This window comes from Bacteroidales bacterium (assembly GCA_012517825.1).
In the GTDB taxonomy this organism is placed as follows: Bacteria; Bacteroidota; Bacteroidia; order Bacteroidales; family JAAYUG01; genus JAAYUG01.
Window position 1 is genome coordinate 30,740 of sequence record JAAYUG010000154.1, and the last position, 25,034, is coordinate 55,773.

22 protein-coding genes are annotated in these 25,034 nt (G+C 45.8%); 15 read left to right on the forward strand and 7 right to left on the reverse strand.

Translation table 11 applies throughout. The annotated features are described in order from the left end of the window. The first annotated feature begins 12 nt into the window (after nt 1-12). Nucleotides 13-1,914 (forward strand): amidophosphoribosyltransferase, encoded by a 1,902-nt coding sequence (locus tag GX419_10855; protein ID NLI25191.1) that lies wholly within the window; start codon nt 13-15, stop codon nt 1,912-1,914. Here the strand turns inward: GX419_10855 and GX419_10860 are convergent. Continuing rightward, the gene (locus GX419_10860; GenBank protein NLI25192.1) at nt 1,908-2,885 is read right to left on the reverse strand and encodes a GNAT family N-acetyltransferase; all 978 of its coding nucleotides are present in this window, start codon (nt 2,883-2,885) and stop codon (nt 1,908-1,910) included. The two genes, GX419_10855 and GX419_10860, sit on opposite strands and share 7 nt — an antisense overlap. Before the next feature lie 130 nt (nt 2,886-3,015). Next, entirely contained in the window at nt 3,016-3,861 is an 846-nt protein-coding gene (locus tag GX419_10865; protein ID NLI25193.1) for a glycerol acyltransferase, read from the reverse strand. 429 nt (nt 3,862-4,290) lie between these two features. Here GX419_10865 and GX419_10870 point away from each other — a divergent pair, with 429 nt between their 5' ends. From GX419_10870 to GX419_10935, 14 genes are all read left to right on the forward strand, one after another. Further along, nucleotides 4,291-4,755: a division/cell wall cluster transcriptional repressor MraZ gene (locus GX419_10870; GenBank protein NLI25194.1), complete on the forward strand. Its 465-nt coding sequence runs from the start codon at nt 4,291-4,293 to the stop codon at nt 4,753-4,755. Further along, nucleotides 4,756-5,652, forward strand: coding sequence for a 16S rRNA (cytosine(1402)-N(4))-methyltransferase RsmH (rsmH, locus tag GX419_10875; GenBank protein NLI25195.1), 897 nt, complete (start codon nt 4,756-4,758; stop codon nt 5,650-5,652). A gap of 2 nt (nt 5,653-5,654) precedes the next feature. Further along, entirely contained in the window at nt 5,655-6,032 is a 378-nt protein-coding gene (locus GX419_10880) for a hypothetical protein (protein ID NLI25196.1), read from the forward strand. A 12-nt stretch (nt 6,033-6,044) separates the two neighbouring features. Then, on the forward strand, nt 6,045-8,162 hold the full coding sequence (locus GX419_10885) for a transpeptidase family protein (GenBank protein ID NLI25197.1): 2,118 nt from the start codon (nt 6,045-6,047) through the stop codon (nt 8,160-8,162). A 1-nt stretch (nt 8,163) separates the two neighbouring features. Further along, nucleotides 8,164-9,627, forward strand: a complete 1,464-nt coding sequence (locus tag GX419_10890; GenBank protein ID NLI25198.1) for a UDP-N-acetylmuramoyl-L-alanyl-D-glutamate--2,6-diaminopimelate ligase — start codon at nt 8,164-8,166, stop codon at nt 9,625-9,627. A gap of 12 nt (nt 9,628-9,639) precedes the next feature. Then, the gene (locus GX419_10895) at nt 9,640-10,890 is read left to right on the forward strand and encodes a phospho-N-acetylmuramoyl-pentapeptide-transferase (GenBank protein ID NLI25199.1); all 1,251 of its coding nucleotides are present in this window, start codon (nt 9,640-9,642) and stop codon (nt 10,888-10,890) included. Nucleotides 10,891-10,991: 101 nt separating this feature from the next. Beyond that, nucleotides 10,992-12,332, forward strand: a complete 1,341-nt coding sequence (gene murD, locus GX419_10900) for a UDP-N-acetylmuramoyl-L-alanine--D-glutamate ligase (GenBank protein NLI25200.1) — start codon at nt 10,992-10,994, stop codon at nt 12,330-12,332. A 1-nt stretch (nt 12,333) separates the two neighbouring features. Continuing rightward, the gene (locus GX419_10905) at nt 12,334-13,509 is read left to right on the forward strand and encodes an FtsW/RodA/SpoVE family cell cycle protein (GenBank protein ID NLI25201.1); all 1,176 of its coding nucleotides are present in this window, start codon (nt 12,334-12,336) and stop codon (nt 13,507-13,509) included. Beyond that, the gene (gene murG / locus GX419_10910) at nt 13,499-14,617 is read left to right on the forward strand and encodes an undecaprenyldiphospho-muramoylpentapeptide beta-N-acetylglucosaminyltransferase (GenBank protein NLI25202.1); all 1,119 of its coding nucleotides are present in this window, start codon (nt 13,499-13,501) and stop codon (nt 14,615-14,617) included. The genes GX419_10905 and murG overlap by 11 nt, the downstream gene beginning before the upstream one ends. Next, nucleotides 14,607-15,995 carry a UDP-N-acetylmuramate--L-alanine ligase gene (locus GX419_10915; GenBank protein NLI25203.1) on the forward strand — a complete coding sequence of 463 codons (1,389 nt, stop codon included), beginning with the start codon at nt 14,607-14,609 and terminating at the stop codon, nt 15,993-15,995. Before murG ends, GX419_10915 begins: the two co-directional genes overlap by 11 nt. After that, nucleotides 15,992-16,768, forward strand: coding sequence for a hypothetical protein (locus tag GX419_10920; protein NLI25204.1), 777 nt, complete (start codon nt 15,992-15,994; stop codon nt 16,766-16,768). Before GX419_10915 ends, GX419_10920 begins: the two co-directional genes overlap by 4 nt. After that, nucleotides 16,750-18,135, forward strand: a complete 1,386-nt coding sequence (gene ftsA / locus GX419_10925) for a cell division protein FtsA (protein ID NLI25205.1) — start codon at nt 16,750-16,752, stop codon at nt 18,133-18,135. The genes GX419_10920 and ftsA overlap by 19 nt, the downstream gene beginning before the upstream one ends. 31 nt (nt 18,136-18,166) lie before the next feature. Continuing rightward, on the forward strand, nt 18,167-19,636 hold the full coding sequence (ftsZ, locus tag GX419_10930) for a cell division protein FtsZ (GenBank protein ID NLI25206.1): 1,470 nt from the start codon (nt 18,167-18,169) through the stop codon (nt 19,634-19,636). A 67-nt stretch (nt 19,637-19,703) separates the two neighbouring features. After that, nucleotides 19,704-20,153 (forward strand): GatB/YqeY domain-containing protein, encoded by a 450-nt coding sequence (locus GX419_10935; protein ID NLI25207.1) that lies wholly within the window; start codon nt 19,704-19,706, stop codon nt 20,151-20,153. A gap of 126 nt (nt 20,154-20,279) precedes the next feature. Here the strand turns inward: GX419_10935 and GX419_10940 are convergent, their stop codons facing one another. The 5 genes from GX419_10940 to GX419_10960 form a co-directional block, all read right to left on the reverse strand. Next, nucleotides 20,280-22,400 (reverse strand): hypothetical protein, encoded by a 2,121-nt coding sequence (locus GX419_10940; protein ID NLI25208.1) that lies wholly within the window; start codon nt 22,398-22,400, stop codon nt 20,280-20,282. 128 nt (nt 22,401-22,528) lie between these two features. Then, complete coding sequence (locus tag GX419_10945) at nt 22,529-23,794, reverse strand: HlyC/CorC family transporter (GenBank protein NLI25209.1); 1,266 nt, start codon at nt 23,792-23,794, stop codon at nt 22,529-22,531. After that, complete coding sequence (locus GX419_10950) at nt 23,791-23,991, reverse strand: hypothetical protein (GenBank protein ID NLI25210.1); 201 nt, start codon at nt 23,989-23,991, stop codon at nt 23,791-23,793. Before GX419_10950 ends, GX419_10945 begins: the two co-directional genes overlap by 4 nt. Beyond that, on the reverse strand, nt 23,972-24,550 hold the full coding sequence (gene lptC / locus GX419_10955) for an LPS export ABC transporter periplasmic protein LptC (GenBank protein NLI25211.1): 579 nt from the start codon (nt 24,548-24,550) through the stop codon (nt 23,972-23,974). Before lptC ends, GX419_10950 begins: the two co-directional genes overlap by 20 nt. A gap of 283 nt (nt 24,551-24,833) precedes the next feature. Then, the coding region (locus GX419_10960) for a tetratricopeptide repeat protein (GenBank protein NLI25212.1) at nt 24,834-25,034 on the reverse strand (201 nt) is incomplete at its 5' end.

Genomic DNA, 25,034 nt, shown 5'->3' on the forward strand with positions numbered 1-25,034 from the left:
ACAGGCAGAGGTATGAGCGAACTGATCAAACACGAATGCGGAATAGCCCTGATACGGCTACTTAAGCCTCTTGAGTACTATCAGCGAAAATATGGTTCCTGGCTGTACGGTTTGCATAAGTTGTACCTGCTGATGGAAAAACAGCACAACCGGGGACAGGACGGAGCAGGGGTTGCGGCCGTGAAGTTTGATATGGACCCGGGCATGCCTTATATTTTCAGGCACCGGTCGATTGAACCAAATGCCATCGATGATGTCTTCAGAAAGATATCCAAAACTTACCGCAAGCTGGAAAAGAAGGACCAGGATCTGATGTCGGATGTTACGTATGTAAAAAGCCATATACCTTTTGCGGCCGAATTGTATCTTGGGCACCTTCGCTACGGAACTTTCGGGGGAAATACGCTCGATTACGTGCATCCGGTTATGCGGCAGAATAACTGGCGCTCACGGAATCTGGTTATGGCCGGAAACTTCAACCTGACCAATGTGGATGAAATTTTCAGCATTCTGGTTGATCTGGGCCAGCATCCTAAGGATTTCTCAGATACCGTTACCATTCTTGAAAACGTAGGGCACTTTCTCGATACGGAGGTTCAGAGAAAATTCAATCAGTTCAAGGCAGAGGGATACAACAACCGGGAAATATCATTTCTGATCGAAGAAAACCTTGATGTTTCCTATATTCTCAGAGAATCGAGCAAAAAGTGGGACGGGGGTTATGCCATTATCGGAATGATAGGTCATGGCGATGCATTTGTTATGCGCGATCCATGGGGTATCAGACCAGCTTATTATTATAAGGATGATGAAGTAGCTGTTGTTGCTTCAGAACGTCCCGTAATCCAAACTGTCTTTAACGTGCCTTATGAACAGGTTTATGAAATTCCCGCAGGTAATGCATTGATAATTAAAAAGAAAGGGGACGTTTTCCTTTCTGAGGTCCGTGAACCCAAACCAAAGAAATCCTGTTCCTTCGAACGAATCTATTTTTCGCGGGGCAGTGACCGTGATATTTACCGGGAGAGGAAAACTCTGGGAGAACTGCTTGTACCCTCCATACTGAAGGCGATTGACTATGACCTGGATCATACGGTGTTTTCCTATATACCCAATACAGCTGAAACAGCCTTCTATGGAATGATCAAAGGGATCGAGCGCTACATGCTGGAAGAGACGTTCGGAAACATTAACGGACGCAACCAGATGCCTGGCAAGGAGGAACTGGCGGCTATTTTGTACCGTAAGCCAAGGGTGGAAAAGGTTGCCATAAAGGATATCAGATTAAGGACATTTATCAGCCAGGACAAAGGACGTGACGATCTGGTAGAACATGTGTATGATATCACATACGGTACACTGGAACCGGGCGTGGACAACCTGGTGATCATTGACGACAGCATAGTGCGGGGAACTACCTTAAAAAAGAGCATTCTGCGGATACTTGACCGGCTGGGCCCAAAGAAGATTGTTGTGGTTTCATCTTCGCCCCAGATCCGGTATCCTGATTGCTATGGAATTGATATGGCCAAGCTGGGTGATTTCATCGCATTCCGCGCTGCTGTCAGATTACTGCAGGATACAGGACAGCATAAGATTTTGAATGAGGTGTACCGTAAATGCAAAGAACAGCAGCACAAGCCGAAAGAAGAGATCGTGAATTATGTAAAGGAGATCTATGCCCCTTTCAGCGAGGAAGAAATTTCGGCAAAAATTGCCGAACTGCTGAAAACAGAGGACATTAAAGCCGATGTGTGCATTGTATATCAGACAGTAGAAAACCTGCACAAAGCCTGCCCGAATCATACAGGCGACTGGTACTTTACCGGCGATTATCCTACCCCCGGCGGAAACAAAGTAGTAAATAAGTCCTTCATTAATTTCATGGAAGGCCGCAATCAAAGGGCTTACTGAGGGAAGAACTTGTCACGACTCAGGTAGTATCTCCAGCGTTTATAGGAGGATACATGCCGTTCAACTTTTTCAATATACAGGTCTTTTATGGTAATCATAATGCCGGTTTCCTCCACATTTCCGAAGTCTTCGGTGATTACCGTGCCAAACACTTTAAGTGTGGGGGAAAGGCTCATATAGGCGCTGATGAGCGGAGGAATATTTTCATGATGCGCCCTTACTTTCTTCACAAGAATCCGGTAGTTTTCCTGCACGGTGGGTGCTGAAAATACCTGTTCCATTTCTTCAACATTGCAATCCATCGGCAGAGGCTTGATGGGTTTTACCAGTCCTTCCCTGTCGCCATAAAACTTATTGAGAAAACACAGAATAAGGTTACGGGCCTCTTTATTAAACGAGGGATACATGGTGACCTTCCCGAAGAAATATTTCATGTGCGGATGATCCACAATCAATGTACCTAAACCATCCCAGAGGTTGTCGAGCGCATAAATGCCCTTCCGTGCCCGCTGGGGATTGGTTGACTGGTAGGCAGGCTGCACAAATGACCTCCCCAGTTCGATGGTATATGGCAGGTATTCCTGCTTGAATTTATCGGAGAAACGGAACCAATGGGAAGTCACCAGCTTTGATGCAATGGAATCACCGCTTTCTCCTTCATGCGGGATATAAAACCTATACCCTCCCAGAATTTCCTTGAATTTGGGATCCCAGACAATCAGCTGATGATAGGGATCAGGCGCTGTGTCGTATTCATCAATATCACATTCTTTCCCGGTTCCACCGCCTGCCCTGCGAAAGCTGAGTTCCCTGAGCCGGCCTACCTCACGCATCAGATGCGGGGAATCATGGGCTGTGAAAATATAGATCTCGTTGTGCCCATAGTTGGTTTCACACTTGAGTTTATCCGGGGTAAGTTCCTGCAGAAGTAGTTCTTTTTCGACCGGAGGAATAATTTCTTTCATCATAATAAAATTGATTTTCAATGGTATGATGGAACCCACATGTTCGTCATTTTATTATCGATGTGTTTGTGTTTGTAAAACATCCGGGTTTCATGATACTATCTGACAAATTGATTTAGCTTCAAAAGTAATGCATTTATATCCTTTCTTTTTCCGGCAGGGAATAGACAATATTCCTGACCCAGGTAGCCCACTCCTGCGGTGATTTTGTGTGGTCAAACATTCTCCATGGTATGGGCTTTCCAAAAATCAGGGTGAGTTTTTTGTTTCTGTGCCGGTATGTTTCGTCAGGAAGCAGAAACATTTCGAGATTTGATTTGATGCCGAGAAACTTCCTCAGGTTGGCCAGAAAATAAAAATGGGAGGTATTCCGCCCGCTGAAATGGAAAGGAATTACATCGCGCTGATATTGAACTGCTTTCTGAATAAAGTTCTTCTTCCAGGGTAAGTCTTCAATTTTTCCTTTTATACGCCTGGAAACCAGCCCGGATGGGAAAGTGAGAATCTGGGCTTCGGAACGCATGGCTTCATCCATCTTTCGTGCTGCATCCCTTCCATGCGGGCCATGCTTGTTGATGGGCACAAACAACGGTTCCAGATTCCTGATGTTCATAAGAATATCGTTCACCAGAAACTTCACCTCCGGATATTTCTTCCCAAGAAAATGCATCAGGACCATTCCGTCGAACCCCCCAAGGGGATGATTTCCTGCAAATATGAACCTTCCCTGCGGAGGAAGATTTTCTTCACCAATAATTTCAGTAGTTACATTGAAATCGGCAATTATGGCTTCTATGAATTCCAGCCCTTGCTTATGCCCGTGTTTACGTAAAAATTCATTGATGTAATCTTCGTGAACAATATTTTTTATAAACCGGTAAACAAAACCGGGAATCAAAGGCGCCAGCCTTGGATTTTTCTGATGAAAAACCTTTTGTACATCAACAAACTGTATACCTGGTTCTAATCCGTCAGAGTTCATAGGAGCATAAAAATGCAGAAAGCAAATTTAACAAAAACTGATACGGGTGGGAAAGTTCAGACGGGAAAATGTTTCTTCTGAAAAAATGCGCGCCGTATTCTGCAAAACCATACTATATGACCAATATCACACGTGCCGGGTTGGTGTTCTTCAGGAAGGCTTATCATTTTTAATTATTTATATATCAATTAATTGACATTAGTTACTGACCAATCGGTACATTCAATTCCTGCCGGCGATTTCTGAAGGTGAGGTTTTGAGACATTCCTGATTACAGAACCAAGCTCAGGTACAAATGATTGATAAACAGCCTGATTGATGAAGTGAAATACTCCCGGATGAAAAGTTATTAACAAAGTGGTAAAAAATGGCAAAAAGTGGTAAAAAGTGGAGAAAAATGTTATAATTTTACACTCCAGACTGTAGATCATGAATTCCTTTATCGGAGAATATCATTGCAAGGTTGACGCAAAGGGCAGGATCATGCTTCCTGCTGCTTTCAAGAAGCAGTTGTCGCCGGCTTCCAATGATTCTTTTGTAGTTAAAAAAGATATTTATGAAGCCTGTCTTGTGATGTATCCTCTGGAGGAATGGGAACGTCAGAATACCATTATCCGCAGCCGCATTAATCCATACAATCCGGAGCATAACCGTTTTGTGAGGGAGTTTTACAAAGGGGCTGCCGAGATAATGCTTGACGGAAATAATCGTTTGCTCATACCCCGCCGGTTACTGGATGAAGTGGGTATTGAAGGGGAGGTAATACTGGCAGGGCAGTTGGGCAAGATTGAAATATGGGCTGCCGGCAGGTACGGGAAGATGGCACCGGATGATTTTGCCCGCCTGGCAGAAAAAATTATGGGAGGAGATCAGAGTAACAATAATATCCCATAGATGAGCTACCATCAACCTGTCATGCTTTCAGAAAGTATGCAGGCACTTGACATAAAGCCTGATGGGGTTTATGTCGATTTAACTTACGGTGGTGGGGGTCATGCAAGGGAGATAATGAAGGCTCTGAAGAAGGGGAAACTGATTGCTTTTGATCAGGATCCTGATGTGCGACCTGACATATCGGATGAAGACAGGTTTTATTTCTTCCGGGCCAATTACAGATTTCTTTCCCATTTTCTCTGCTATCTCGAAATTGAAGCAGTTGATGGGATCTTTGCCGATCTGGGTGTTTCGTGGCATCAGTTTGATGAACCGGGACGTGGTTTTACCTTTCGCAGTGACGGGCCTCTTGATATGCGCATGAGCCTGCATGGCGACCGGAGTGCCGCTCATCTGGTAAATACGCTTAGTGAAGAACAACTGCGAACAATTTTTCGGGAATACGGGGAATTGCGCGAAGCAGGATCCATAGCCCGGGCAATTGTAAAGGCCCGCGGCGTCAGGCCTATCCAGACGACAGCAGAGCTGAATAAGTGCCTGGAAGGTCTGATTCCCGCCCATCTTGCCAATCGTTTCCTGGCAAGAGTCTATCAGGCTCTGCGAATGGAAGTCAATCAGGAGCAGAAATGCCTGGCGGAAATGCTGGAACAAACACCGCGATGGATAAAACCCGGAGGAAGGCTGGTCATCATCTCCTACCACAGCCTTGAGGATAGGATGGTGAAGCATTTTATCAGGGCAGGCAATGTGAGGGGTGAAGTGGTAAAAGATTTATACGGAAATCCTGTTGCGCCTTTCCGGCCAATAGGTTCTCATGCAGTCAAGCCAACTGAGGAGGAAATAGCTGCCAATCCCCGTGCACGCAGTGCTAAGCTCAGAACCGGAGAAAGAATATAAAAATGAATACAACAGACCAGAAAAAAGACAGGGAAACAAAGGAGAAATCCTCCGTTGTTGATGAGGAACTGAAAAGTTTCAGTTTCAAACAAATTATTGACGGGACTCTCCTTACCCGACAGGCAGTTGTCAGGCAACTTCCGTTCATTCTCTTTCTGGCTATACTGGGGGTGCTTTACATTGCCAACCGGTACAACGCAATGCGAATAACCCGCCAGGTGAATGAACTGCAGGCTGAAATCAGGGAACTCAGGGCGCATTCCATAACCATTGCGGCCGAACTGATGAATATGTCGCGGCAGTCGCAGGTTGCCAGAATGGTTCAGGAAAAGGGCCTTGACCTGAAAGAATCAGTAACGCCCCCCAGGGTACTGAAATAGATAAAAGTAAGTATGGCTGCGGAGATTAAAAAGGACATTTTGTGGAGAGTGGGAGTAATCTATTTCGGATTCCTCCTGGGAGGGATTGCTATTATTGGCAGGATTGTATATCTCCAGCTGGCTGAAGGCAATATCTGGCGCGAAAAAGCTGAAAAACTGGCATGGAAAAACATGATCATTACGCCTCAGCGGGGAGACATTCTTTCTGAAGACGGACGGATTATTTCTACCTCCCTGCCGTATTATGAGATCAGGGTGGATATGGCTTCATCGGCCATCAATGATGTTATGTTTCATAAGAGCATTGATTCGCTCAGTTATTGTCTTTCGCGTCTTTTCCGCGACCGAAGCAAGGAATCGTACAAGGCCGAGCTGGTTTCAGCACGCCGGAATAAAGAAAGATTTCATTTGCTGAAACGCAGAGTGAATTATGATGAATTGCACCAGCTGAAAACGTTTCCTTTGTTTCGTCTGGGTCAATACAAAGGCGGGCTGATTGTTCTTCAGGATAACATCCGCTTCATGCCGCATGGTGATCTGGCAGCCCGGACCGTAGGATACATAACCAAAAGTGATGAGGGGAACATTGTGGGAATTGAAGGAGCTTACGACGAATACCTCCGGGGGAAGGAAGGTGTAAGGCTCATGCAGCGGATTCCGGGAGGGCTCTGGATGCCTATCAGCGGCGGAGATCAGGTGGAACCCGAAGATGGGGTGGACGTGGTTACCACCATCGACATCAATCTTCAGGACCTTGCAGAAGCCGCTCTCAGGCGACAGCTGGAACTGCACAAGGCGCATCATGGCACTGTGGTGGTAATGGAAGTGAGTACCGGAGAAATCAGGGCCATGGTCAATCTGGGATTGGATGAACTTGGCCGTTACAGAGAAGTTTACAATTATGCCATCGGTGAAAGCTCTGAACCCGGTTCCACCTTTAAACTGCCTGCGCTGATGGCGGCTTTTGAGGATCATCTGGTTGAATTAACCGATACGGTGAATACCGGCAGGGGAAAATTCAGGATATACGACAAAGAGATCAGGGATGCCCATGATGAAGGGTACGGACTCATTACCGTTAAACAGGTGTTTGAATATTCCTCCAATGTGGGAATGGCAAAGCTCATTACAAGGCTTTACAAAAACAGGGAAAAGGATTTTGTTGATCGCCTCTATCATTTTCATTTAAATGAACCGTTGGGAATTGAGCTCAAAGGAGAGGGGAGGCCGGAAATCCGTTATCCGGGAACAAAGTACTGGTCGGGCATTTCTCTGGCCATGATGGCGCACGGATACGAAGTTCGGCTCACTCCCCTGCAGATTCTGACATTTTATAATGCAGTTGCCAACGGCGGTCGTATGATGCGGCCCATGTTTGTCAAAGAGCTTCGTCAGAGAGGGAAAACCATAAAGCGCTTCAGCCCGCAGGTGATTGATCCGTCCATTTGTTCGAGGTCAACGCTGAAGAAGGCCCGTGCCATGCTCGAAGGAGTCGTGGACAGCGGAACAGCGATGAATCTGAGAAATGCCTCATGCAAAATTGCCGGAAAAACCGGAACCGCGCAGATTGCTAATCAGAAATTTGGTTACGGGAAACAATACCTGGCGTCGTTTGTGGGATATTTTCCTGCCGAGGACCCAAAGTATAGCTGTATTGTCTGGGTCAGTTCCCCGTCGAACAGCGTGTATTATGGAAATGTAGTTGCCGGTCCGGTGTTCAGGGAGATTGCCCAGAAAATTTATGCCACACGAATTGCGGTCGATAATGAAGTAGAGAAAATCGGATGGTTCGATAAGGTTGAACCCCCTTATACCAAAGGCGGTTACTGGCCGGAACTGGAAAAAGTACTCGATGAGCTTGATATTCCGGTAGAAAAAGGAAATGATGCTTCTTCGCATTGGGTCATCACCCAGAAACAGGATGATAAAGTGCTCTGTTTCGGGAAACTATATAACCGGAACCTGATGCCTGATGTCAAAGGTCTGGGATTGAAGGATGCATTGTATATTCTTGAAAACTACGGTCTGGAAGTAACTGTAACAGGAAAAGGAACAGTAGTAAATCAATGGCCTCAGCCGGGGGTAAGAATTCAGAAAGGTGAAACAGTTCAGCTTGAAATGAGTCAATAGGATGAGAATATTACGCGACATAATTGGCAGACTTCGTATTGAGACGGTATCCGGAAACCTTGACATTCCTGTTAGCCGGATTGTTACGGATTCGAGAAATGCCGGGCCGGGAGATCTTTTTGTTGCCGTAAGGGGCACAAAGTATGACGGGCATACGTTTATTTCTCAGGTGATACGGCAGGGGGTTACAGCTGTGGTGTGCGAAAGATTACCCGAAGATGCTTCCGGGGAAATTACCTGGATAAAGGTTCCTGATACTTCGATGGCTCCGGGACTGCTGGCTTCTGATTTTTACGGAAATCCTTCCCATCATCTCAGGATAGTAGGTGTAACCGGAACCAACGGCAAAACGACCACAGCTACTTTGCTGTACCGTTTGTTCAATGCACTGGGCTACAAAGCCGGTTTAATGTCGACCATCTGCAATTATGTCGGAGAGAAAGTGCTTCCTGCAACGCATACTACACCTGATCCTGTTCAGTTGCAGGGCCTTTTGCACCAGATGGTGCAGGAAAACTGCACCCACTGTTTTATGGAGGTCAGCTCGCATGCCGCCCATCAGAACAGGATTGCAGGCATTGATTTTTCAGGGGCGGTATTCACCAATCTGACCCATGATCATCTCGACTATCACCAGACATTTGACAATTACTTGCAGGCCAAGAAAAAATTTTTCGATGAACTTCCTTCATCGGCCTTTGCTCTGGTAAACAAGGATGACCGCAATGGGTTGGTGATGGTTCAGAATACGAAAGCCAACAGGAAAACCTATTCTTTGAAAAGTCCGTCGGATTTTCATGCGCGGATTCTGGAAAGCCATATGGAGGGTATGCTTCTGAAAATCGGTCAGCAGGAAGTCTGGACACGTCTGGTCGGAGAATTCAATGCATACAATTTCCTGGCTGTTTATGCTTCAGCTGTTCTGCTGGGTGAAGAACCCGGGGTTGTTCTGGAAAAAATGAGCCAGATGGAAGGAGTGAGGGGCAGGATTGAACGCCTCCGTGCTCCCGATGGCAGGATGGTTGTTGTGGATTATGCACATACGCCGGATGCTCTCAAAAATGTTCTGGAAACCTTGTTGCAGATAAGAGGCTCCAAACCCTATGCGATAATTGGTGTTATCGGGGCAGGAGGAGACAGGGACAGAACAAAGCGTCCAAAAATGGGCCGTATTGCGGCATCACTCTGCGACCGGCTCATTGTTACTTCCGATAATCCGCGGAGCGAAGACCCTGAAATGATTATCGAAGAAATTATAAGTGGAATCGATCCTTCTGACAGGAACAAAGTAATCAGCATTGTGAACAGGGCAGAGGCCATCCGGGCAGCATGTCTTATGGCACATCCGGGAGATGTGGTGCTTATAGCCGGTAAAGGACATGAAACATATCAGGAAATAAAGGGAGTTAAATACCCATTTGATGACATGGAGGAGGTGAAAAAAGCTTTCGGAATCATTGAGTAATGAAAGAAAATTATGTTGTACCATTTGTTTGAACACTTACAAAATGTTGATATTCCAGGGGGGCGCTTATGGGGCTATTTGTCTTTCCGGTCTGCTCTGGCTATTATCACATCCCTGTTGATTTCGTTATTTATCGGCAAGCGTATCATTCGCTTGCTTCAGAAGAAACAGATCGGGGAGGTGGTACGCGACCTGGGGCTGGAAGGCCAGCTTCAGAAGAAAGGTACTCCCACCATGGGAGGAATTATCATTATTATATCCATTCTGGTTCCTGTTCTGCTTTTTGCCAATCTGACCAATGTGTACATCCTTCTGATGATCATAACAACAGTATGGCTTGGTATGATCGGATTTGCCGATGATTATATAAAGGTTTTCCAGCATAACAAAGAAGGGCTTGCAGGTCGCGTTAAGATTCTGGGCCAGGTCATTCTGGGAATTATCGTCGGAGTGGTTCTGTATACCAGTCCGCAGGCAGTTGTGCGGGAAAAAGTGCGGGGCAGCGATGGTCTTCCCGTGTACAGGGAGATCAGAAGCCCGGGAAGTGAAACAGTTACAAGAATTTATTTTACAAAACCTGTAAAGACAACAAAAACAACCATTCCTTTTGTAAAGAACCATGAGTTTGATTATGCATCGCTGGTGAAATTTGCCGGTAAAAATGCAGAAATAGCGGGCTGGATTGTTTTTATCCTTGCCGTAATTTTTATTATAACGGCTGTTTCCAACGGCGCCAATATGACGGATGGCCTTGATGGCCTTGCAACAGGTACATCAGCCATTATTGGTTTTACCCTTGGCATTTTTGCGTATCTGTCGGGTAATATTATTTATGCCGGATACCTTAATATAATGTACATACCCAATGCCGGCGAGCTGGTGGTATTCATGGGGGCATTTATCGGTGCCCTCATTGGCTTTCTCTGGTACAATACTTACCCCGCTCAGGTATTCATGGGCGATACCGGAAGTCTGACCCTGGGGGGTATTATTGCCGTATTTGCCATTATTGTCCGCAAAGAACTGCTGATTCCTATACTCTGCGGAATTTTCTTCGTCGAAAGCCTTTCTGTAATGATGCAGGTGGGATATTTCAAATATACACGGAAAAAATACGGAGAGGGGCGGCGCATTTTCAAAATGGCACCGCTGCATCATCACTATCAGATGCTGGGATACCCTGAAGCCAAAATTGTTGCGCGCTTCTGGATTGTGCAGATACTCCTGGCAGTTCTAACAATTGTAACATTAAAAATCAGATAAGAAATGAACCGGGAAAAAGTCAGATATATCGAAAATGAGGGAAACAACAGTTTCCCTGTAAATCAAAGGAAACAGGTATCCAACAAAATATTTCCCAGACTATGAATAAGCGAATTGTAATTCTTGGTGCAGGCGAAAGCGGGACAGGAGCCGCCATACTGGCCCGTAAAATGGGCTTTGACGTGTTTGTTTCCGACAACGCCTCCATCCAACCCAGGTACAAGGAAATGCTGGTAAGCTACAACATATCCTTTGAAGAGGGGAAGCATACTGAACGGCTAATTCTGAATGCCGATGAGGTAATCAAAAGCCCTGGCATTACTGAAAAAGCCCCCATTGTTATTAAACTGCGCAACAAAGGAATCCGGATCATTTCGGAGATTGAATTTGCAGCCCGTTTTACTTCGGCAAAAAAAATCTGCATTACCGGAAGCAACGGAAAAACTACCACCACCACCCTGATTCATCATATGTTGCGGAAGGCCGGACTGAATGCAGGCCTGGCCGGTAACGTAGGAAAAAGTTTCGCCTTGCAGGTGGCCACAGAAAATTACGATTATTATGTCATTGAGCTAAGCAGTTTTCAGCTCGACGGAATGTATGATTTCAAGGCTGATATTGCCATCCTGCTCAACATAACAGCGGATCATCTCGACCGGTACGAGTACAGTCTGGAAAAGTATGCCGAATCGAAGTTCCGGATCACCCAGAATCTTGAGGAAGACAACTTCTTTATTTTCTGCCGGGATGATGAGATTACCATACGGCATCTGGAAAAGATAGTGATGAAAGCACGTCAGCTGGGGTTCACCAGAAAGAATGAACCTGCTGACGGAGCCTGGGTAGACGAAAATGATACCATGCGCATCCGTTTTGATGATGTTGATTTTTCCATGTCGCTGGCTGAACTGGCTTTAAAAGGCAAACACAATACTTACAATTCTATGGCTGCCGGAATAACCGGGAACGTGCTGAAAATTAAAAAAGAAATTATCCGCGAAAGTCTGATGGATTTCCGTGGTGTGGAACACCGTCTTGAACCGGTACTGAAAGTTCACGGGATACAGTTTATCAATGATTCCAAAGCTACCAATGTGAATTCAGCCTGGTATGCACTGGAGAGCATGCATACACCGGTGATATGGATTGCCGGAGGTGTGGATAAAGGCAATGATTATTCCGAACTCCTTGACCTTGTTAAGGAAAAAGTGCGTGCTATCGTTTGCCTTGGCGTTGATAACAAAAAACTGCACGAAGCATTCGAAGGGGTTGTGGAAACCATGGTCGACTGCACTTCCATGAAAGATGCTGTTCGTTCAGCATATTATCTGGCCAAGGATGGTGACACGGTGCTCTTGTCTCCTGCCTGTGCCAGTTTTGATCTGTTTAAAAATTATGAAGACAGAGGTAAACAGTTTAAAGAATGTGTAAGAGAATTATAGCATGACAGGTACACTAAGAAAATATCTGAAAGGGGATCCGGTAATCTGGATGGTGATTTTCATTCTTTCCATTATCTCCATCCTGGTAGTGTATAGTTCTACCGGAACACTTGCCTACCGTTTTCAGGGAGGCAATACGGCTTACTACATTCTCAAGCATACGATAATTCTTTTTGTTGGATGGGTGTTCATATATACTATGCATCTGGTACCATATAAGTTTTATGCTCTGCTGGCCCAGATATTTCTCATTCTCTCAGTGCCGCTTCTTCTTTTCACCCTGTTTCTTGGTACCAGGTTAAATGAAGCTTCGCGCTGGCTTACTTTGCCGGTAATAGGGCTTACTATTCAGACATCTGATCTTGCCAAACTGGCGTTGATTATGTTTGTGGCGAGAAATCTTGCCATTAAGCAGGAGTCAATTGGTGATTTCAGGAATACTTTCTTACCTACCATAATACCGGTTCTGATTATCTGTGCCCTAATTGCTCCGGCAAATCTGTCGACGGCAGTTATGTTGTTTGCTACCTGTGTGATTCTGATGTTTATCGGCCGTATGCCTGTTTCATACATACTTCTGCTGGGCGTTACTGCTGTGGCAATACTTTCCCTGTTTGTGGCTATTTCTCTCTGGACCCATTCGGAAGGCAGGGTAAAAACCTGGATTCATCGTATTGAAAGCTTCAGAGGTTCTGACGATGAAGACAGCTACCAGGTAGAGCAGGCGAAAATAGCCATTGTAACAGGGGGTATTATAGGAAAAGGCCCGGGCAATAGTACACAGAGGAATTTCCTTCCACATCCCTATTCTGATTTCATTTATGCCATTATTGTTGAAGAATATGGAATAATTGGAGGGATAGTAGTCGTTCTTCTTTACCTGGTGCTATTTTTCAGGGCAGGTATTCTGGTGAGAAGGAGCAACCGGACTTTTCCCGCTTTTCTCTCGGCAGGCTTGGCACTTTTGCTTGTTTTTCAAGCTTTTATCAATATGGGGGTGGCGGTAAATCTGTTGCCTGTAACGGGGCAGCCATTGCCTCTGGTGAGCATGGGAGGATCGTCACTGTTTTTTACCTGTGCTTCTCTTGGTATTATTTTGAGCGTAAGCCATGGGCTTGATGAAGAAAAGAAAAAGGAAACAACCATAAATGAAGGAGTACAAACCGATGTCTCTTAGAATCATCATAAGCGGAGGAGGTACAGGGGGACATGTTTTTCCGGCACTGGCCATTGCCCATGCGATCAGAAAAATGCGTCCCGGGACAGATATTTTGTTCATAGGGGCATTGGGAAAACTTGAAATGGAGAAAATTCCGGCGGCAGGGTATCCCATCGTGGGTCTGCCTGTGATCGGAATGCCCCGAAAGCTCAGTTTCCGGTTTGTTCCTTTTTTGATGAAATGGATGCTGAGCCTGATGAAAGCAAGAAAGATCCTTAAAAAATTCAAGCCGCACGCTGTCATCGGTGTGGGAGGATATGCCAGTGCACCGGTTCTCCAGATGGCAGTCAGGATGAATATCGTAACCGTTATTCAGGAACAAAACAGTTATGCCGGTTTGGTGAATCGTTCCCTGGCCACCAAAGTCAATCGTATTTGCGTGGCCTATCAGGGGATGGAAAAATACTTCCCGCCTGAAAAAATCGTATTTACGGGAAATCCGGTGAGAACAAGTATTCTTCAATGCAGTGCGCTCAGAAAGGAGGCACTGGAACATTTTGACCTTACTGAAGAAAGGCCGGTAATTCTTGTTCTTGGAGGAAGTCTGGGTGCAGGTACTATCAACCGGAGTGTAGCAAAAAACATCAAATTGCTCCAATCTCATAATGTGCAGGTTATATGGCAATGTGGAGAAGCATACAGTAAGGAAGCCGGAAGCCAGATTGCTGAAAATACTGAGGAAAACAAAATCCGCCTTGTGCCTTTTATTGAGCGGATGGAACTGGCGTATGCAGCAGCCGACATCATTATTTCCCGTGCCGGTGCAGGTACCATTTCAGAATTATGTGTTGTTGGGAAACCGTCTATCCTGATACCTTCGCCGAATGTTGCCGAAGACCATCAGACAAAAAATGCAATGATGCTTGCTTCGGTCGGCGCTGCTATGGTAATTCCCGATGCAGAAGCCGTGGAAAAACTGATTCCGTCTGCACTGGCCCTCTTGAATGATCCTGGCCGCTGCAGGGCGATGGCGGAAAAAATAAAGGAACTTGCGGTTACCGATGCTGATGAGCGAATAGCAAAGGTAGTGTTTTCTCTGACTGATACTTTGCAACATGAATCCTGACAGGTATACATATTTCTATTTTATTGGAATCGGCGGCATAGGCATGAGCGCCCTGGCCCGCTATTTCAAGACGCTTGGTAAGGAAGTGGCGGGATATGACCGTACCTGCACCCTGCTGACGAAAAAGCTTGAATCAGAAGGAATTCCTGTTACATACCACGAAGATATTCAGGAGGTTCCTCCTGCCTTTCTCACTGATCCGTCAAAGACCCTGGTGATCTTTACTCCCGCTGTACCTGGAAATCATAAAGCATTGCAATGGTTCCGTGAACACAGCTTTCAGGTTATCAAACGCTCGGATTTGCTGGGAGCTGTTTTTAATCAATCCATGGGAGTAGCCATTGCCGGCACACACGGGAAAACTACTGTCAGTACCCTGACAGCCTGGCTTTTGCATAATGAAGGAAAACGGATCTCGGCTTTTATGGGGGGAATCTCCAGGAATTTCCAGTCCAATCTGGTACTTACACCTGAAAGTGAATTTGTAGTTGCTGAAGCTGACGAGTTTGACCGTTCTTTTCTGAAATTATTTCCTTCGGTTGCAGTCATTACTTCCATGGATCCTGACCACCTTGATATTTATGAAACGCAAGAGGCAGTGAGGAATGCATTTTTTGAATTTGCTGAAAATATCAAACCGGGAGGCATACTTGTTCTCAGGGAAGGTTTACCGATGAGAGAAACTGTGGCAAAGGAAAGAAAGGTTTACCGGTATGGTTTTGATCCCGGATCAGATTTCGCTGCCCTCTCCTGCCGGAAAACAGAATCCGGCCATATGTTTGATCTGAAAACGCCGGAAGGAATTATTGAAGGTTTTGAAATCAGACTACCCGGGAAAGCCAATCTTGAAAACGCTGTAGCTGCTCTTGCAGCATGTTTTGCCTGCGGCACCAGTGTGGACAAGTTGCACCGGGCTTTGGCCAAATTTGAAGGTGTACAGCGGCGTTTTGACATTCGCATCGATACGCCAGGCCTTGCTTATGTTGACGATTACGGGCATCACCCGGAAGAAATCAAAGCTTTTATCTCGGCCATGCGCGACCGTTTTCCGGGTCGTCATCTTACCGGAATTTTCCAGCCGCATTTGTATACGCGTACCCGCGATTTTGCCGATGGTTTTGCCGAAAGCCTTTCCGGGCTTGACCGGCTTATCCTGCTGGACATTTATCCGGCCAGGGAATTGCCCATACCGGGAGTGGATTCCGGAATGATTTTCAAAAAAGTAATGCTGAACGATAAATATCTGAGCACCAAGGAAGAGTTACCGGCTTTGCTCGAAACCTTAAACCTTGATGTGGTCGCCACCATGGGGGCAGGGGATATTGATACCCTGGTGGAGCCACTTACTGATATGTTAACCAAAAGAATTGCGCCGTGAACAAAGTGTGGAACATATTATTCCTGATCCTGATGATGGCCTATCTCATAGTTACTTTCAGTTTTACAGGCCGTAAAATGGATTCGGTCATATGCTCCGGCGTACAGGTAAAGGTTATAGACAGTACGCTGAACCGTTTTGTAAATTCCGGTGATGTAATGCGGATGCTCGAGAGAAACCATATCAAAACAACCGGTTTGCCGATTTCAACGATCAATACTCTGGAAATTGAGGAAGCTATCGGGAACAATTCCATTGTGAAGGATGTCAAGGTATTTACTACTTCCGCAGGAATCCTGCATATAGAGGTATCGCAGCGCATTCCGGTAGTACGTATTATTAATGCTTACCAGCAAAGTTATTATATAGATGAGGAAGGTGCTTTGATGCCATGGACAGGGAGGTACTCGGCGTTTGTTCCGGTGGCAAACGGCAATATACAGTATGTTCTTCGGGGAAAGAAAACCATCAATGTGCGCGACAGCATTGTCCCCGTCCTTTCCGATCTTTATTTCTTTGCCATGCTGCTGAAAAAAGACAGGTTCTGGGGCTCACAGATTGAGCAGATTTATGTAAATAATAAACAGGAGTATGAACTGGTACCTCGCGTGGGAGCTCATTTGATTCTCCTTGGCTCAATGGAAAATGTAAGCGAGAAATTAGAAAACCTGAAAAAACTGTACGACCGCGGATTCGGCGAGGCAGGCTGGAACGGGTATTCGGTTATCAACCTGAAGTTCAAAAACCAGATTGTATGTACGCGAAGGCAATGAATATGAACAATATAACTTTTACAGGAATGAAGTCAAAAAAGGACATTGTTGCCGCAGTTGATATCGGCACCACAAAAATTGTAACTGCCGTTGCCCGACGCAACGAGAATAACCGTATAGAAATTCTGGCCATAAGCCGGGCTGATTCCAAAGGTGTGCGAAGAGGCGTTGTACGAAATATAGAAGAAACGGTTGCTTCCATACAGAGTACGGTCGATCTTGTCAAAAAACAGTCGGGAATTGATTTCTCTGAGGTATACGTTGGGGTAGCGGGCGAATACATCCGGAGCATCCGGAACCGAAGCTACCTGAACCGTGATTCTTGGGAGGAAGAAATAACCGAGGAAGAAATCCGCCGGCTCCTGGATGATTCGTTCCGGGTTCCGGTGGATGCCATGGAGAAGGTCATTCATGTTCTTCCACAGGATTTCGTTGTGGATAACGAACCGGGCATCATCAATCCGGTGGGTATGACGGGAAAACGGCTGGAAGGGAATTTCCACATTGTTATCGGGAAGATTGATTCCCTGAAAACGGTCGAGCGTTGCCTCAGTCATTTGAATCTCAAGGTAAAATCATTTATCCTTGAACCCATCGCTTCAGCCGAAGCTGTGCTGACGGAAGATGAAAAAGAAGCAGGGGTGGCGTTGATCGATATCGGAGGCGGAACAAGTGATCTTGCCATTTATTATGACGGCATTATTCGTCATACTGCCGTTATTCCTTTTGGTGGTAATGTTATCACCACAGATATAAAGGAAGGTTGCGGCATTCTTCTCAGGCAGGCCGAAATGCTGAAAATTAAATATGGTTCGGCTCTGGGCGATCTGGAAGATGAGAATAAGGTTGCCACCATTCCCGGAATCAGCGGAAGAGAGCCCAGGGAGGTTTCCTTCCGCACACTTGCTTATATTATACAGGCCCGTATGGAAGAGATCATTGACCGTATTCTGTTTCAGATTGAAACGTCAGGGTACGCTGACAAGCTGGCTGCCGGTATTGTAATAACGGGCGGAGGCGCTTTACTCCGGAATCTTCCTCATTTGATAAAATTCCGCACAGGAATGGATGTGAGGCTTGGATATCCTTCCGAGCACCTGGCCGGCAATCTTACCCAGGAAGCCAATCATCCGATGTACTCAACATGCCTGGGCCTTGTTATGCTTGGCTGTGAAGATCAGGCAAAGAAGAAACCCGACGCAGAGGAACCCGTGGCAGAGAAGATTCCGGTGGCAGAAGAGGCTGTATCGCAATCGGTCAATGAACCTGAACCAACGAAAGCGCCGGCACAGCAGGGCAAAACTCTTTTCAAAAACCTCCAGGAATTGTTGTCCAATTTGTTTACCGTCAATGACAGCAACATGTAATCTTTTAGCCAAATATTAATCTGAACAGCATATGAACGATGAAATCATCAATTTCGAGCTTCCGGTAGAGCGTTCCTCCATTATTAAGGTGATCGGGGTTGGCGGAGGAGGAGGCAATGCCGTGAATTATATGCACCGCCTGGGGATCAAGGATGTGAACTTTGTTGTTTGCAATACCGACCTGCAGGCGTTGAGAAATAGTCCTGTAGGTGTAAAAATTCAGCTTGGCACTACCCTGACGGAAGGAAGGGGTGCTGGCAACAACCCCGAAACAGGAAGGAAGGCCGCCCTGGAAAGTATGGAAGAGATTCAATCCATACTGGCCTCCAATACAAAAATGATTTTTATTACCGCAGGCATGGGTGGAGGTACCGGAACAGGTGCTTCGCCTGTCATTGCCAAGGCGGCAAAGGAAATGGATATTCTGACGGTGGCCATTGTAACCATCCCGTTTCCTTTTGAAGGCCCTGTGAGGCTGGAACAGGCAATCAAGGGGATTAATGAACTCCGTCAGTATGTCGATTCCCTGCTGGTGATCAACAATGGCAGGTTGAGGGAGATCTATGGCGATTTGCGGATTTCCGATGCTTTTGCCCGTGCAGACGATGTTCTGGCTACGGCGGCCAAAGGGATAGCTGAGATTATTACTGTTCCGGGTTATGTCAATGTTGATTTTGCCGATGTGCACACGGTTATGGCCAACAGCGGAGCCGCCATTATGGGATCGGCTCAGGCCAGTGGCCCTGAAAGGGCAATTACTGCCATCCGCCAGGCGCTGAATTCACCTCTCCTTAACAATAATGACATAAAGGGAGCTAAGAATGTATTGCTGAATATTACTTCGGGAACCGACGAGGTAACTATGGATGAGGTTGGCATTATTACGGATTTCGTGACAAGCAGTGTTACCAGAAAAACCAATATTATCTGGGGAACATGCAACGATCCCTCACTTGGCGACCGTATTAGCGTCACAATTATTGCTACGGGGTTTGAAGCCAGTTCAGCTATTCCCGAGCTGTACAGCAAATCTGGCCGTCCGACGACAAGGGTGCCGGTACCCGATATAAAACCCAATGCAAAACCCGTTGGCCCTGCTTTTGAAGTAACCCGCCCTACGGGGGATGAAACCATGGATGATTTGCTCAATATTACCGAACATACCGTTGAGCCGGGCGAGCGGCAATATGACCTCTTCGGGTCTCTGAACAATGATCCTCCTTCCGACCAGGCGAAGCAACGCAAAAAGACATCCGATACCACCTCCGGTGTACCGGAAAAATCTTCCGTATCCCGTCAGGAAGGAGTTGCAAGGCCTGATCAGCCGGAAGATATTGATGCGCTGGAAAATGAACCTGCTTTTGTGCGGAAAAAATTACCCATTTCCCCCAGGAAATATTCCCGCGATAGCCAGATAAGCCGGTTTACCATTGCTGATGAAGGGAGTGACGGAATTGTTCTCCGGCCTGACAATCCTTATCTGCACGACAATGTGGATTAGTGGTATTTGAAAATTGTTTCTTACCTTAGCTTAAAGTACTGATATTCATAGTTAAAAGATTATTGCCATGAAAATCTTTGAACGCATCGACGCTGACATCAAGGCTGCCATGCTGGCCCGCGAAAAGGAAAAACTGGAAGCACTGCGGGCGGTGAAAACCGCTCTACTCCTTGCAAGGAGCGAAAAAGGCGTTTCCGAACCTCTTACCGACGAGGCCGAGCTGAAGGTTATCCGTAAGCTTATCAGCCAGCGGGAAGAGGCTGCTGAAATCTATAAGAAGGAAGGGAGAGACGACCTTTACCAGAAAGAAATAAATGAGGCAAAGTTTATTTCAGCCTACCTTCCGCCTATGATGAGTGCTGAGGAAATTGAGAAAGAGCTGAAAGCTTTAATAGCTGAAATGGGAGCCTCAGGGCCTTCTGACTTTGGGAAAGTTATGGGGGCAGCAACAAAACGGTTTGCCGGAAAAGCAGACAATAAAACAGTAGCGGCCAAATTGAAAGAAATGCTGGGCTGATAAAAGAAATGACATAAGGCAATACCGGCTTTGCCATGCTGTAGGAAATCCCTGGTGAACGAACAGAAATAAAAAAGCCCCGAAAAAAGGGGCTTTTTGATTCTATGCGTGCAGTTGGTAGCCGAATCAATAAAACCTGGCACGGTTGTCTTCAATTTTGGAAAGCTTTTTCAATGCTTCGAACGATTCATAGGCAGCCCGCATCTGATACATGCCTTCCATTCTGCTTTTCTGCATTGTAATAGCCAATTGATCAGGTTCTGATGGTTCCTGCACAGAGGTAATTTCAAAAACATACACTCCGTTGTTTCCGATGACGGGTTTACTGAGCTTATTGGCCGGCCATGCCGCTATGGTACCGGTAAGAGCTGGTTCAAAACCCGCGCCTGCAATGGTAGTAGCAGCGAAACTTACATTATTGGCTTCATTCACGGGAAGATTTTCAGCCAGAGCAAGCTGGTCGAGTGACGGATGATCAGCCATTTTCTTTTGCAACTGCTCTGCAAGATATTCTCCCTTTTTGATTCTGGTGACGGCCATTTCAATCTGCGGTTTAACCTGCTCAAAAGGAGCAATTCCGGCCTTGCGTACAGCGGTAACCCGCGCCACAATAAAGCGGTTTCCTGCCTGCATTACAGAAGAAACATCATTCACCTTTCCTTCCATGGCCCAGCGGATGATTTCCCGGGGGGATTCCAGACCGCTGATGCGGGTGTCGGTAGGCTTAATGCTCATGGCATAACGGGGAACGAGGTTTTGTTCTTTTACAGCTTTTTCAAATTTCTCCCCGGTATTGTTGGTAAAGGCAAAGCGGTTTGCCTGCTCGTAAATGCGTTCATAGGTTTCTTTGCTGGCTTCAACTTTCCTCACAAGCTGTGCTATTTTAGCTTTCTTTACTTTGGGGCCTATATCCGTTACCTGGAGTACATGGTAGCCGTACTGGGTTTCCACCACCTTAACTTCATTTTTCTGCATGGAGAAGGCGGCATCGGAAAAGGGTTTGATCATGCGGCCTTCGGTGAACCAGCCCAGATCGCCTCCTTTTGTTTTGCTTCCTTCATCGGCCGAAAAACGCATGGCAAGTGAGGTAAAGTCGGCTCCTTTACGGATAACCTGTTCAATACTGTCAGCCAGCTTTTTAGCCTTTTCCACCGCTTCTGTCGTTTGGGCAGTAGGTTGAATAAGAATATGCCGTGCCTTCACTGAGTCGGGCACCAAGCCCGTTTCAATTAAGCGAACCAAACGGAAACTGTTGTCAGTAAAAAATGGCCCGAAAGTAGTTCCCGGTTTGGCAGCAAATGCAAAGCTGTCGACAGGAGGGGTAAGCTCTTCCTTCTTAAAATATCTGTCAACGTACGATTCATCGGAATTGGCATTGACAAAACCGGCAGGATCGTCAGCTGCAGCAAAGTCATTTCTGATATCGTTGATCCATTTCTGGGCGGCTGCAAAATCAGCGTCCGAGGGTACTATATCGAATGAAACATATTCCAGGTCGAACGATGCATCCTGCTGAAAACTTGCTTTGTGATCATTGTAATATGCCCGCAGATCCTTGTCGGAAATTTTTATCAGGCTGTCTGAAACCTCAGTGTACCGTTTGCCGATAAACCGGACATTAGCCAGACGGCTCATTTCCTTGTACCCTTCCTGTGTCTGAAGTTTGGTAACGTACATGCCTTTGGCCACCAATGTATTGAATTTTTCTGCCAGCTTCTCACGGTATAACTCGTTTTCGTAGAACTTCCACTGGGCAGCCTGTTCTTCAGAAAGTTCACCGGCATTAAAGGCCTTCAGAAACTGAATGGCAAAAGAGGGGTCGAACTGGCGGGTTTGAGGATTGACAAAAATTTGCCGCACAAAAGGATGCGGATTCGGGCCGGCTACCATATTGTAAAGTTCTTCCGAACTTACTGCAATCCCAAGCTTTTTGAATTCAGGCCCGAGAACATTTTCCTGTAAAAGCTGCTGCCAGACCTGCTCCCTGATGTTTTCCATCATCGTTTCGTCAAGGGCCTGGGAGTTCGTGTTGGCTTTGTATATATTGCTCATTTCTTCAACAAGAGCATTATATTCCTCATAACGGATAGAATTGCCGTTAATTACACCGACATTCATCTGCGACTGCCTGAATATCGACTGACCTGAGGTCAAAAGGTCGCCCAGAATAAACGCAAGTAACGAAAACCCGATTAAAACGGCAGCCAAAACGCCGATCCTGTTTCTTATTTTCTCCAGTGTTGCCATATATCGTAATAAATAGTGTAAAAATTTGAGGCTACGAATATAACAATTAAGAGTGATTCAGCAATAAAATTTGGAAATACGAAAAGGCGATCCAAAGAGAGAATCTTTCCGGTATGGGGAAAAGTATGCTATTCTGCTGGTTCGGTTTTGACGAGGTGAACAAGATCAATCCGGGTGTTATTCATTTTGAGTACCTGAATTCTGAAAGGATCGATCTGGACAATTTCGTTCGGTTTGGGGAGATTCTGGAAATGGTAAAGGATAAATCCGGCCAGCGTTTCATATTCCTCTGATTCGGGAATGCCGAGTTCATATTTTTCATTCAGGTATTCAACTTCCAGTCGGCCTGAAAAAATATACTCATTTGCGCCGGTTTGTTTTTCGATCATGTCGGGAGTGTCATGCTCATCTTCAATTTCGCCGAAGATTTCCTCAAGGATGTCCTCGATGGTAATCAATCCTGCCGTGCCTCCGAATTCGTCGACCACCACGGCAATACTTTTATGCTGCTGCAGGAGGTTTTTGAGAAGTTTATTGGCGGGCATGGTTTCCGGGACAAAAAGTGGACTTGCGATTATGGATTTCAGGTCGGGAGGGTTTTTAAACAGGTCTTTTGAACTGATATATCCGACAATACGGTCAATGTTGGTTTCGTAAACCAGAATTTTTGAATACCCTGATTCTATGAAGCGTGCTGAAGCTTCTTCCAGCGATGCTTCCTTATCAATGGCCACAATTTCGGTGCGGGGAATCATGCAGTCGCGCAGTCTGACTCCCGAAAAATCCAACGCATTCTGAAAAAGCCTGATTTCATTTTCTGAATCAAGATCCTCATCCGGTTCAACCGAGCTGACCAGATGATCCAGATCTACCCTTCCGAAATTCCGCAGCCGTTCAGAAGTAATATGCTGACGCGGGAAAAGAATTCTCAGAATGCCATGTGATAGAAGAACCGAAAAGCGAATAACAGGATAGAAAAGAATGTATAGCAGTAAAACCGGCACTGACAATAAGTTGATAAACAGGTTGGGATTGTTTCTGAAAAGCGATTTGGGCAGGTATTCGGCAAGAAAAAGAATAATCAGTGTCGACAGGAGAGTTTGTATGGTGAGATTCCAGAATTCCGAAGAAATATAGCGGCTCAGAAACGGATTCAACAGAGCGGCCATCAGTATACCATAAATAACCAGGGCGATGTTGTTTCCTATGAGCATGGTCACGATGAATTCTCCCGGTTTTTTCAGAAAATATGAGAGAATGCGGGCCGAAAGCTTTCCCTGTTTTTTGTCAAGTTCAATGCGGAGTTTGTTGGACGAAAGAAAAGCGATTTCAAGGCCCGAGAAAAAGGCTGAAAAAAGAAGGGTGATAAAAATATAAATCACGGAAGGTTTCATTCTGCCTGAGATTTTTTCCTGTTATTACGGCGTAAAAGGTATATCATTGCGCAGAAAAAAGTTACCAGGAAAAGGGGAATACTGCTCCTGAATCCGTGTGTTATCAGGCTGTGTGCTGAGGCAAAAAGTCCCAGGAGAGAGGCAATCAGCCAGCCCCATTCAAGTATGCGTGCCGGATTATTCTTCATCTTTAACATTGACAGAGCCGCGTGTTTTTTTAAGTTTCCAGCGGGTAAACTCCTGGTCAGCCTCAAATCCTCCTTCCCCGTAAAAAATTCCGTCCGATGTCATTATACGGGTAAATTTCAGTGAGTAAATAATTTTTTTGTTTTCATCCCAGAAAATTTCCTCTGTATTAAGCTGTTCATTTTTTCTGATATTGCGGGCCACAACATCATTTCGTGCTGTCCAGATCCTTTCTTTCTCGTCATACCGGGCATATTTTGCTGTTATGGTTGATTCTATCTGCGCACTGTCGTTATAAAAATTGACATGAATACCTTTAGGGAATTCGATATAGGGTTTGTCGGTATTGGTATAGCGCTCAAGGCGCGGAGCATACACAACGATCTTCAGTCTGGCCGAGTCGGAATAGCGTATTTCGGTATCATTGCGCGACAAGGTGGGGAAAGAAGGGTTTTTGGTGAGGGTATTGATGGTTTCAATCGAATTCTCACAGCCTGGCATGCCGGTGAGGGCACATGCCGCCAGAATGATCAAAAAAACAGTTTCCCTGTAGACAGATGTCTTTATCATGCTTCGATGAATCTTCTGCAAAGATAGGAATTAGCTTTCCAAAAGCACAGGGTCAGGAAAAGATTGATGCAGAGAAATATCCGGCTGTGATCCATTCCGCGGGTTAATACCATTGAAATGAAGACAGAACATTCCCTTGAGCAGGCAGATTGCGTTTTTTTCAATGCGTAAAATGGGTTTATGCACCTTATGTTGGTTGACCTGTACAGCAAAAAGAGAGGATTGGTCAGAAAAAAAAGATGCCGGAGGATAACCCCGGCATCGATTATGTTATAGGATCGGATTACTTGCGTGTTCTGACAATGGTGTTTTGCCCGATCCAGCAGCCTACAGTGTAAGTCTGTCCGTCGGTATATCCATTGAAGAAAGCTTCTTCGGTATTGGGGAATCTTGCTGAATACTGGCCCAGGAGATCATTGATTTTATCAGCAGCCGATGGATCGGCATTTTTTGCTTTAATCAGTTCGTCGACGGCAACCCAGAA

Bases quoted from the DNA above. Each gene is read 5' to 3' on its own strand.
- GX419_10855 (NLI25191.1), top strand. From the start codon at position 13: ATGAGCGAACTGATCAAACACGAATGCGGAATAGCCCTGATACGGCTA.
- GX419_10865 (NLI25193.1), bottom strand. From the start codon at position 3,861: ATGAACTCTGACGGATTAGAACCAGGTATACAGTTTGTTGATGTACAA.
- GX419_10870 (NLI25194.1), top strand. From the start codon at position 4,291: ATGAATTCCTTTATCGGAGAATATCATTGCAAGGTTGACGCAAAGGGC.
- rsmH (NLI25195.1), top strand. From the start codon at position 4,756: ATGAGCTACCATCAACCTGTCATGCTTTCAGAAAGTATGCAGGCACTT.
- GX419_10880 (NLI25196.1), top strand. From the start codon at position 5,655: ATGAATACAACAGACCAGAAAAAAGACAGGGAAACAAAGGAGAAATCC.
- GX419_10885 (NLI25197.1), top strand. From the start codon at position 6,045: ATGGCTGCGGAGATTAAAAAGGACATTTTGTGGAGAGTGGGAGTAATC.
- GX419_10890 (NLI25198.1), top strand. From the start codon at position 8,164: ATGAGAATATTACGCGACATAATTGGCAGACTTCGTATTGAGACGGTA.
- GX419_10895 (NLI25199.1), top strand. From the start codon at position 9,640: ATGTTGTACCATTTGTTTGAACACTTACAAAATGTTGATATTCCAGGG.
- murD (NLI25200.1), top strand. From the start codon at position 10,992: ATGAATAAGCGAATTGTAATTCTTGGTGCAGGCGAAAGCGGGACAGGA.
- GX419_10905 (NLI25201.1), top strand. From the start codon at position 12,334: ATGACAGGTACACTAAGAAAATATCTGAAAGGGGATCCGGTAATCTGG.
- murG (NLI25202.1), top strand. From the start codon at position 13,499: ATGTCTCTTAGAATCATCATAAGCGGAGGAGGTACAGGGGGACATGTT.
- GX419_10915 (NLI25203.1), top strand. From the start codon at position 14,607: ATGAATCCTGACAGGTATACATATTTCTATTTTATTGGAATCGGCGGC.
- ftsA (NLI25205.1), top strand. From the start codon at position 16,750: ATGTACGCGAAGGCAATGAATATGAACAATATAACTTTTACAGGAATG.
- ftsZ (NLI25206.1), top strand. From the start codon at position 18,167: ATGAACGATGAAATCATCAATTTCGAGCTTCCGGTAGAGCGTTCCTCC.
- GX419_10935 (NLI25207.1), top strand. From the start codon at position 19,704: ATGAAAATCTTTGAACGCATCGACGCTGACATCAAGGCTGCCATGCTG.
- GX419_10940 (NLI25208.1), bottom strand. From the start codon at position 22,400: ATGGCAACACTGGAGAAAATAAGAAACAGGATCGGCGTTTTGGCTGCC.
- GX419_10945 (NLI25209.1), bottom strand. From the start codon at position 23,794: ATGAAACCTTCCGTGATTTATATTTTTATCACCCTTCTTTTTTCAGCC.
- GX419_10950 (NLI25210.1), bottom strand. From the start codon at position 23,991: ATGTTAAAGATGAAGAATAATCCGGCACGCATACTTGAATGGGGCTGG.
- lptC (NLI25211.1), bottom strand. From the start codon at position 24,550: ATGATAAAGACATCTGTCTACAGGGAAACTGTTTTTTTGATCATTCTG.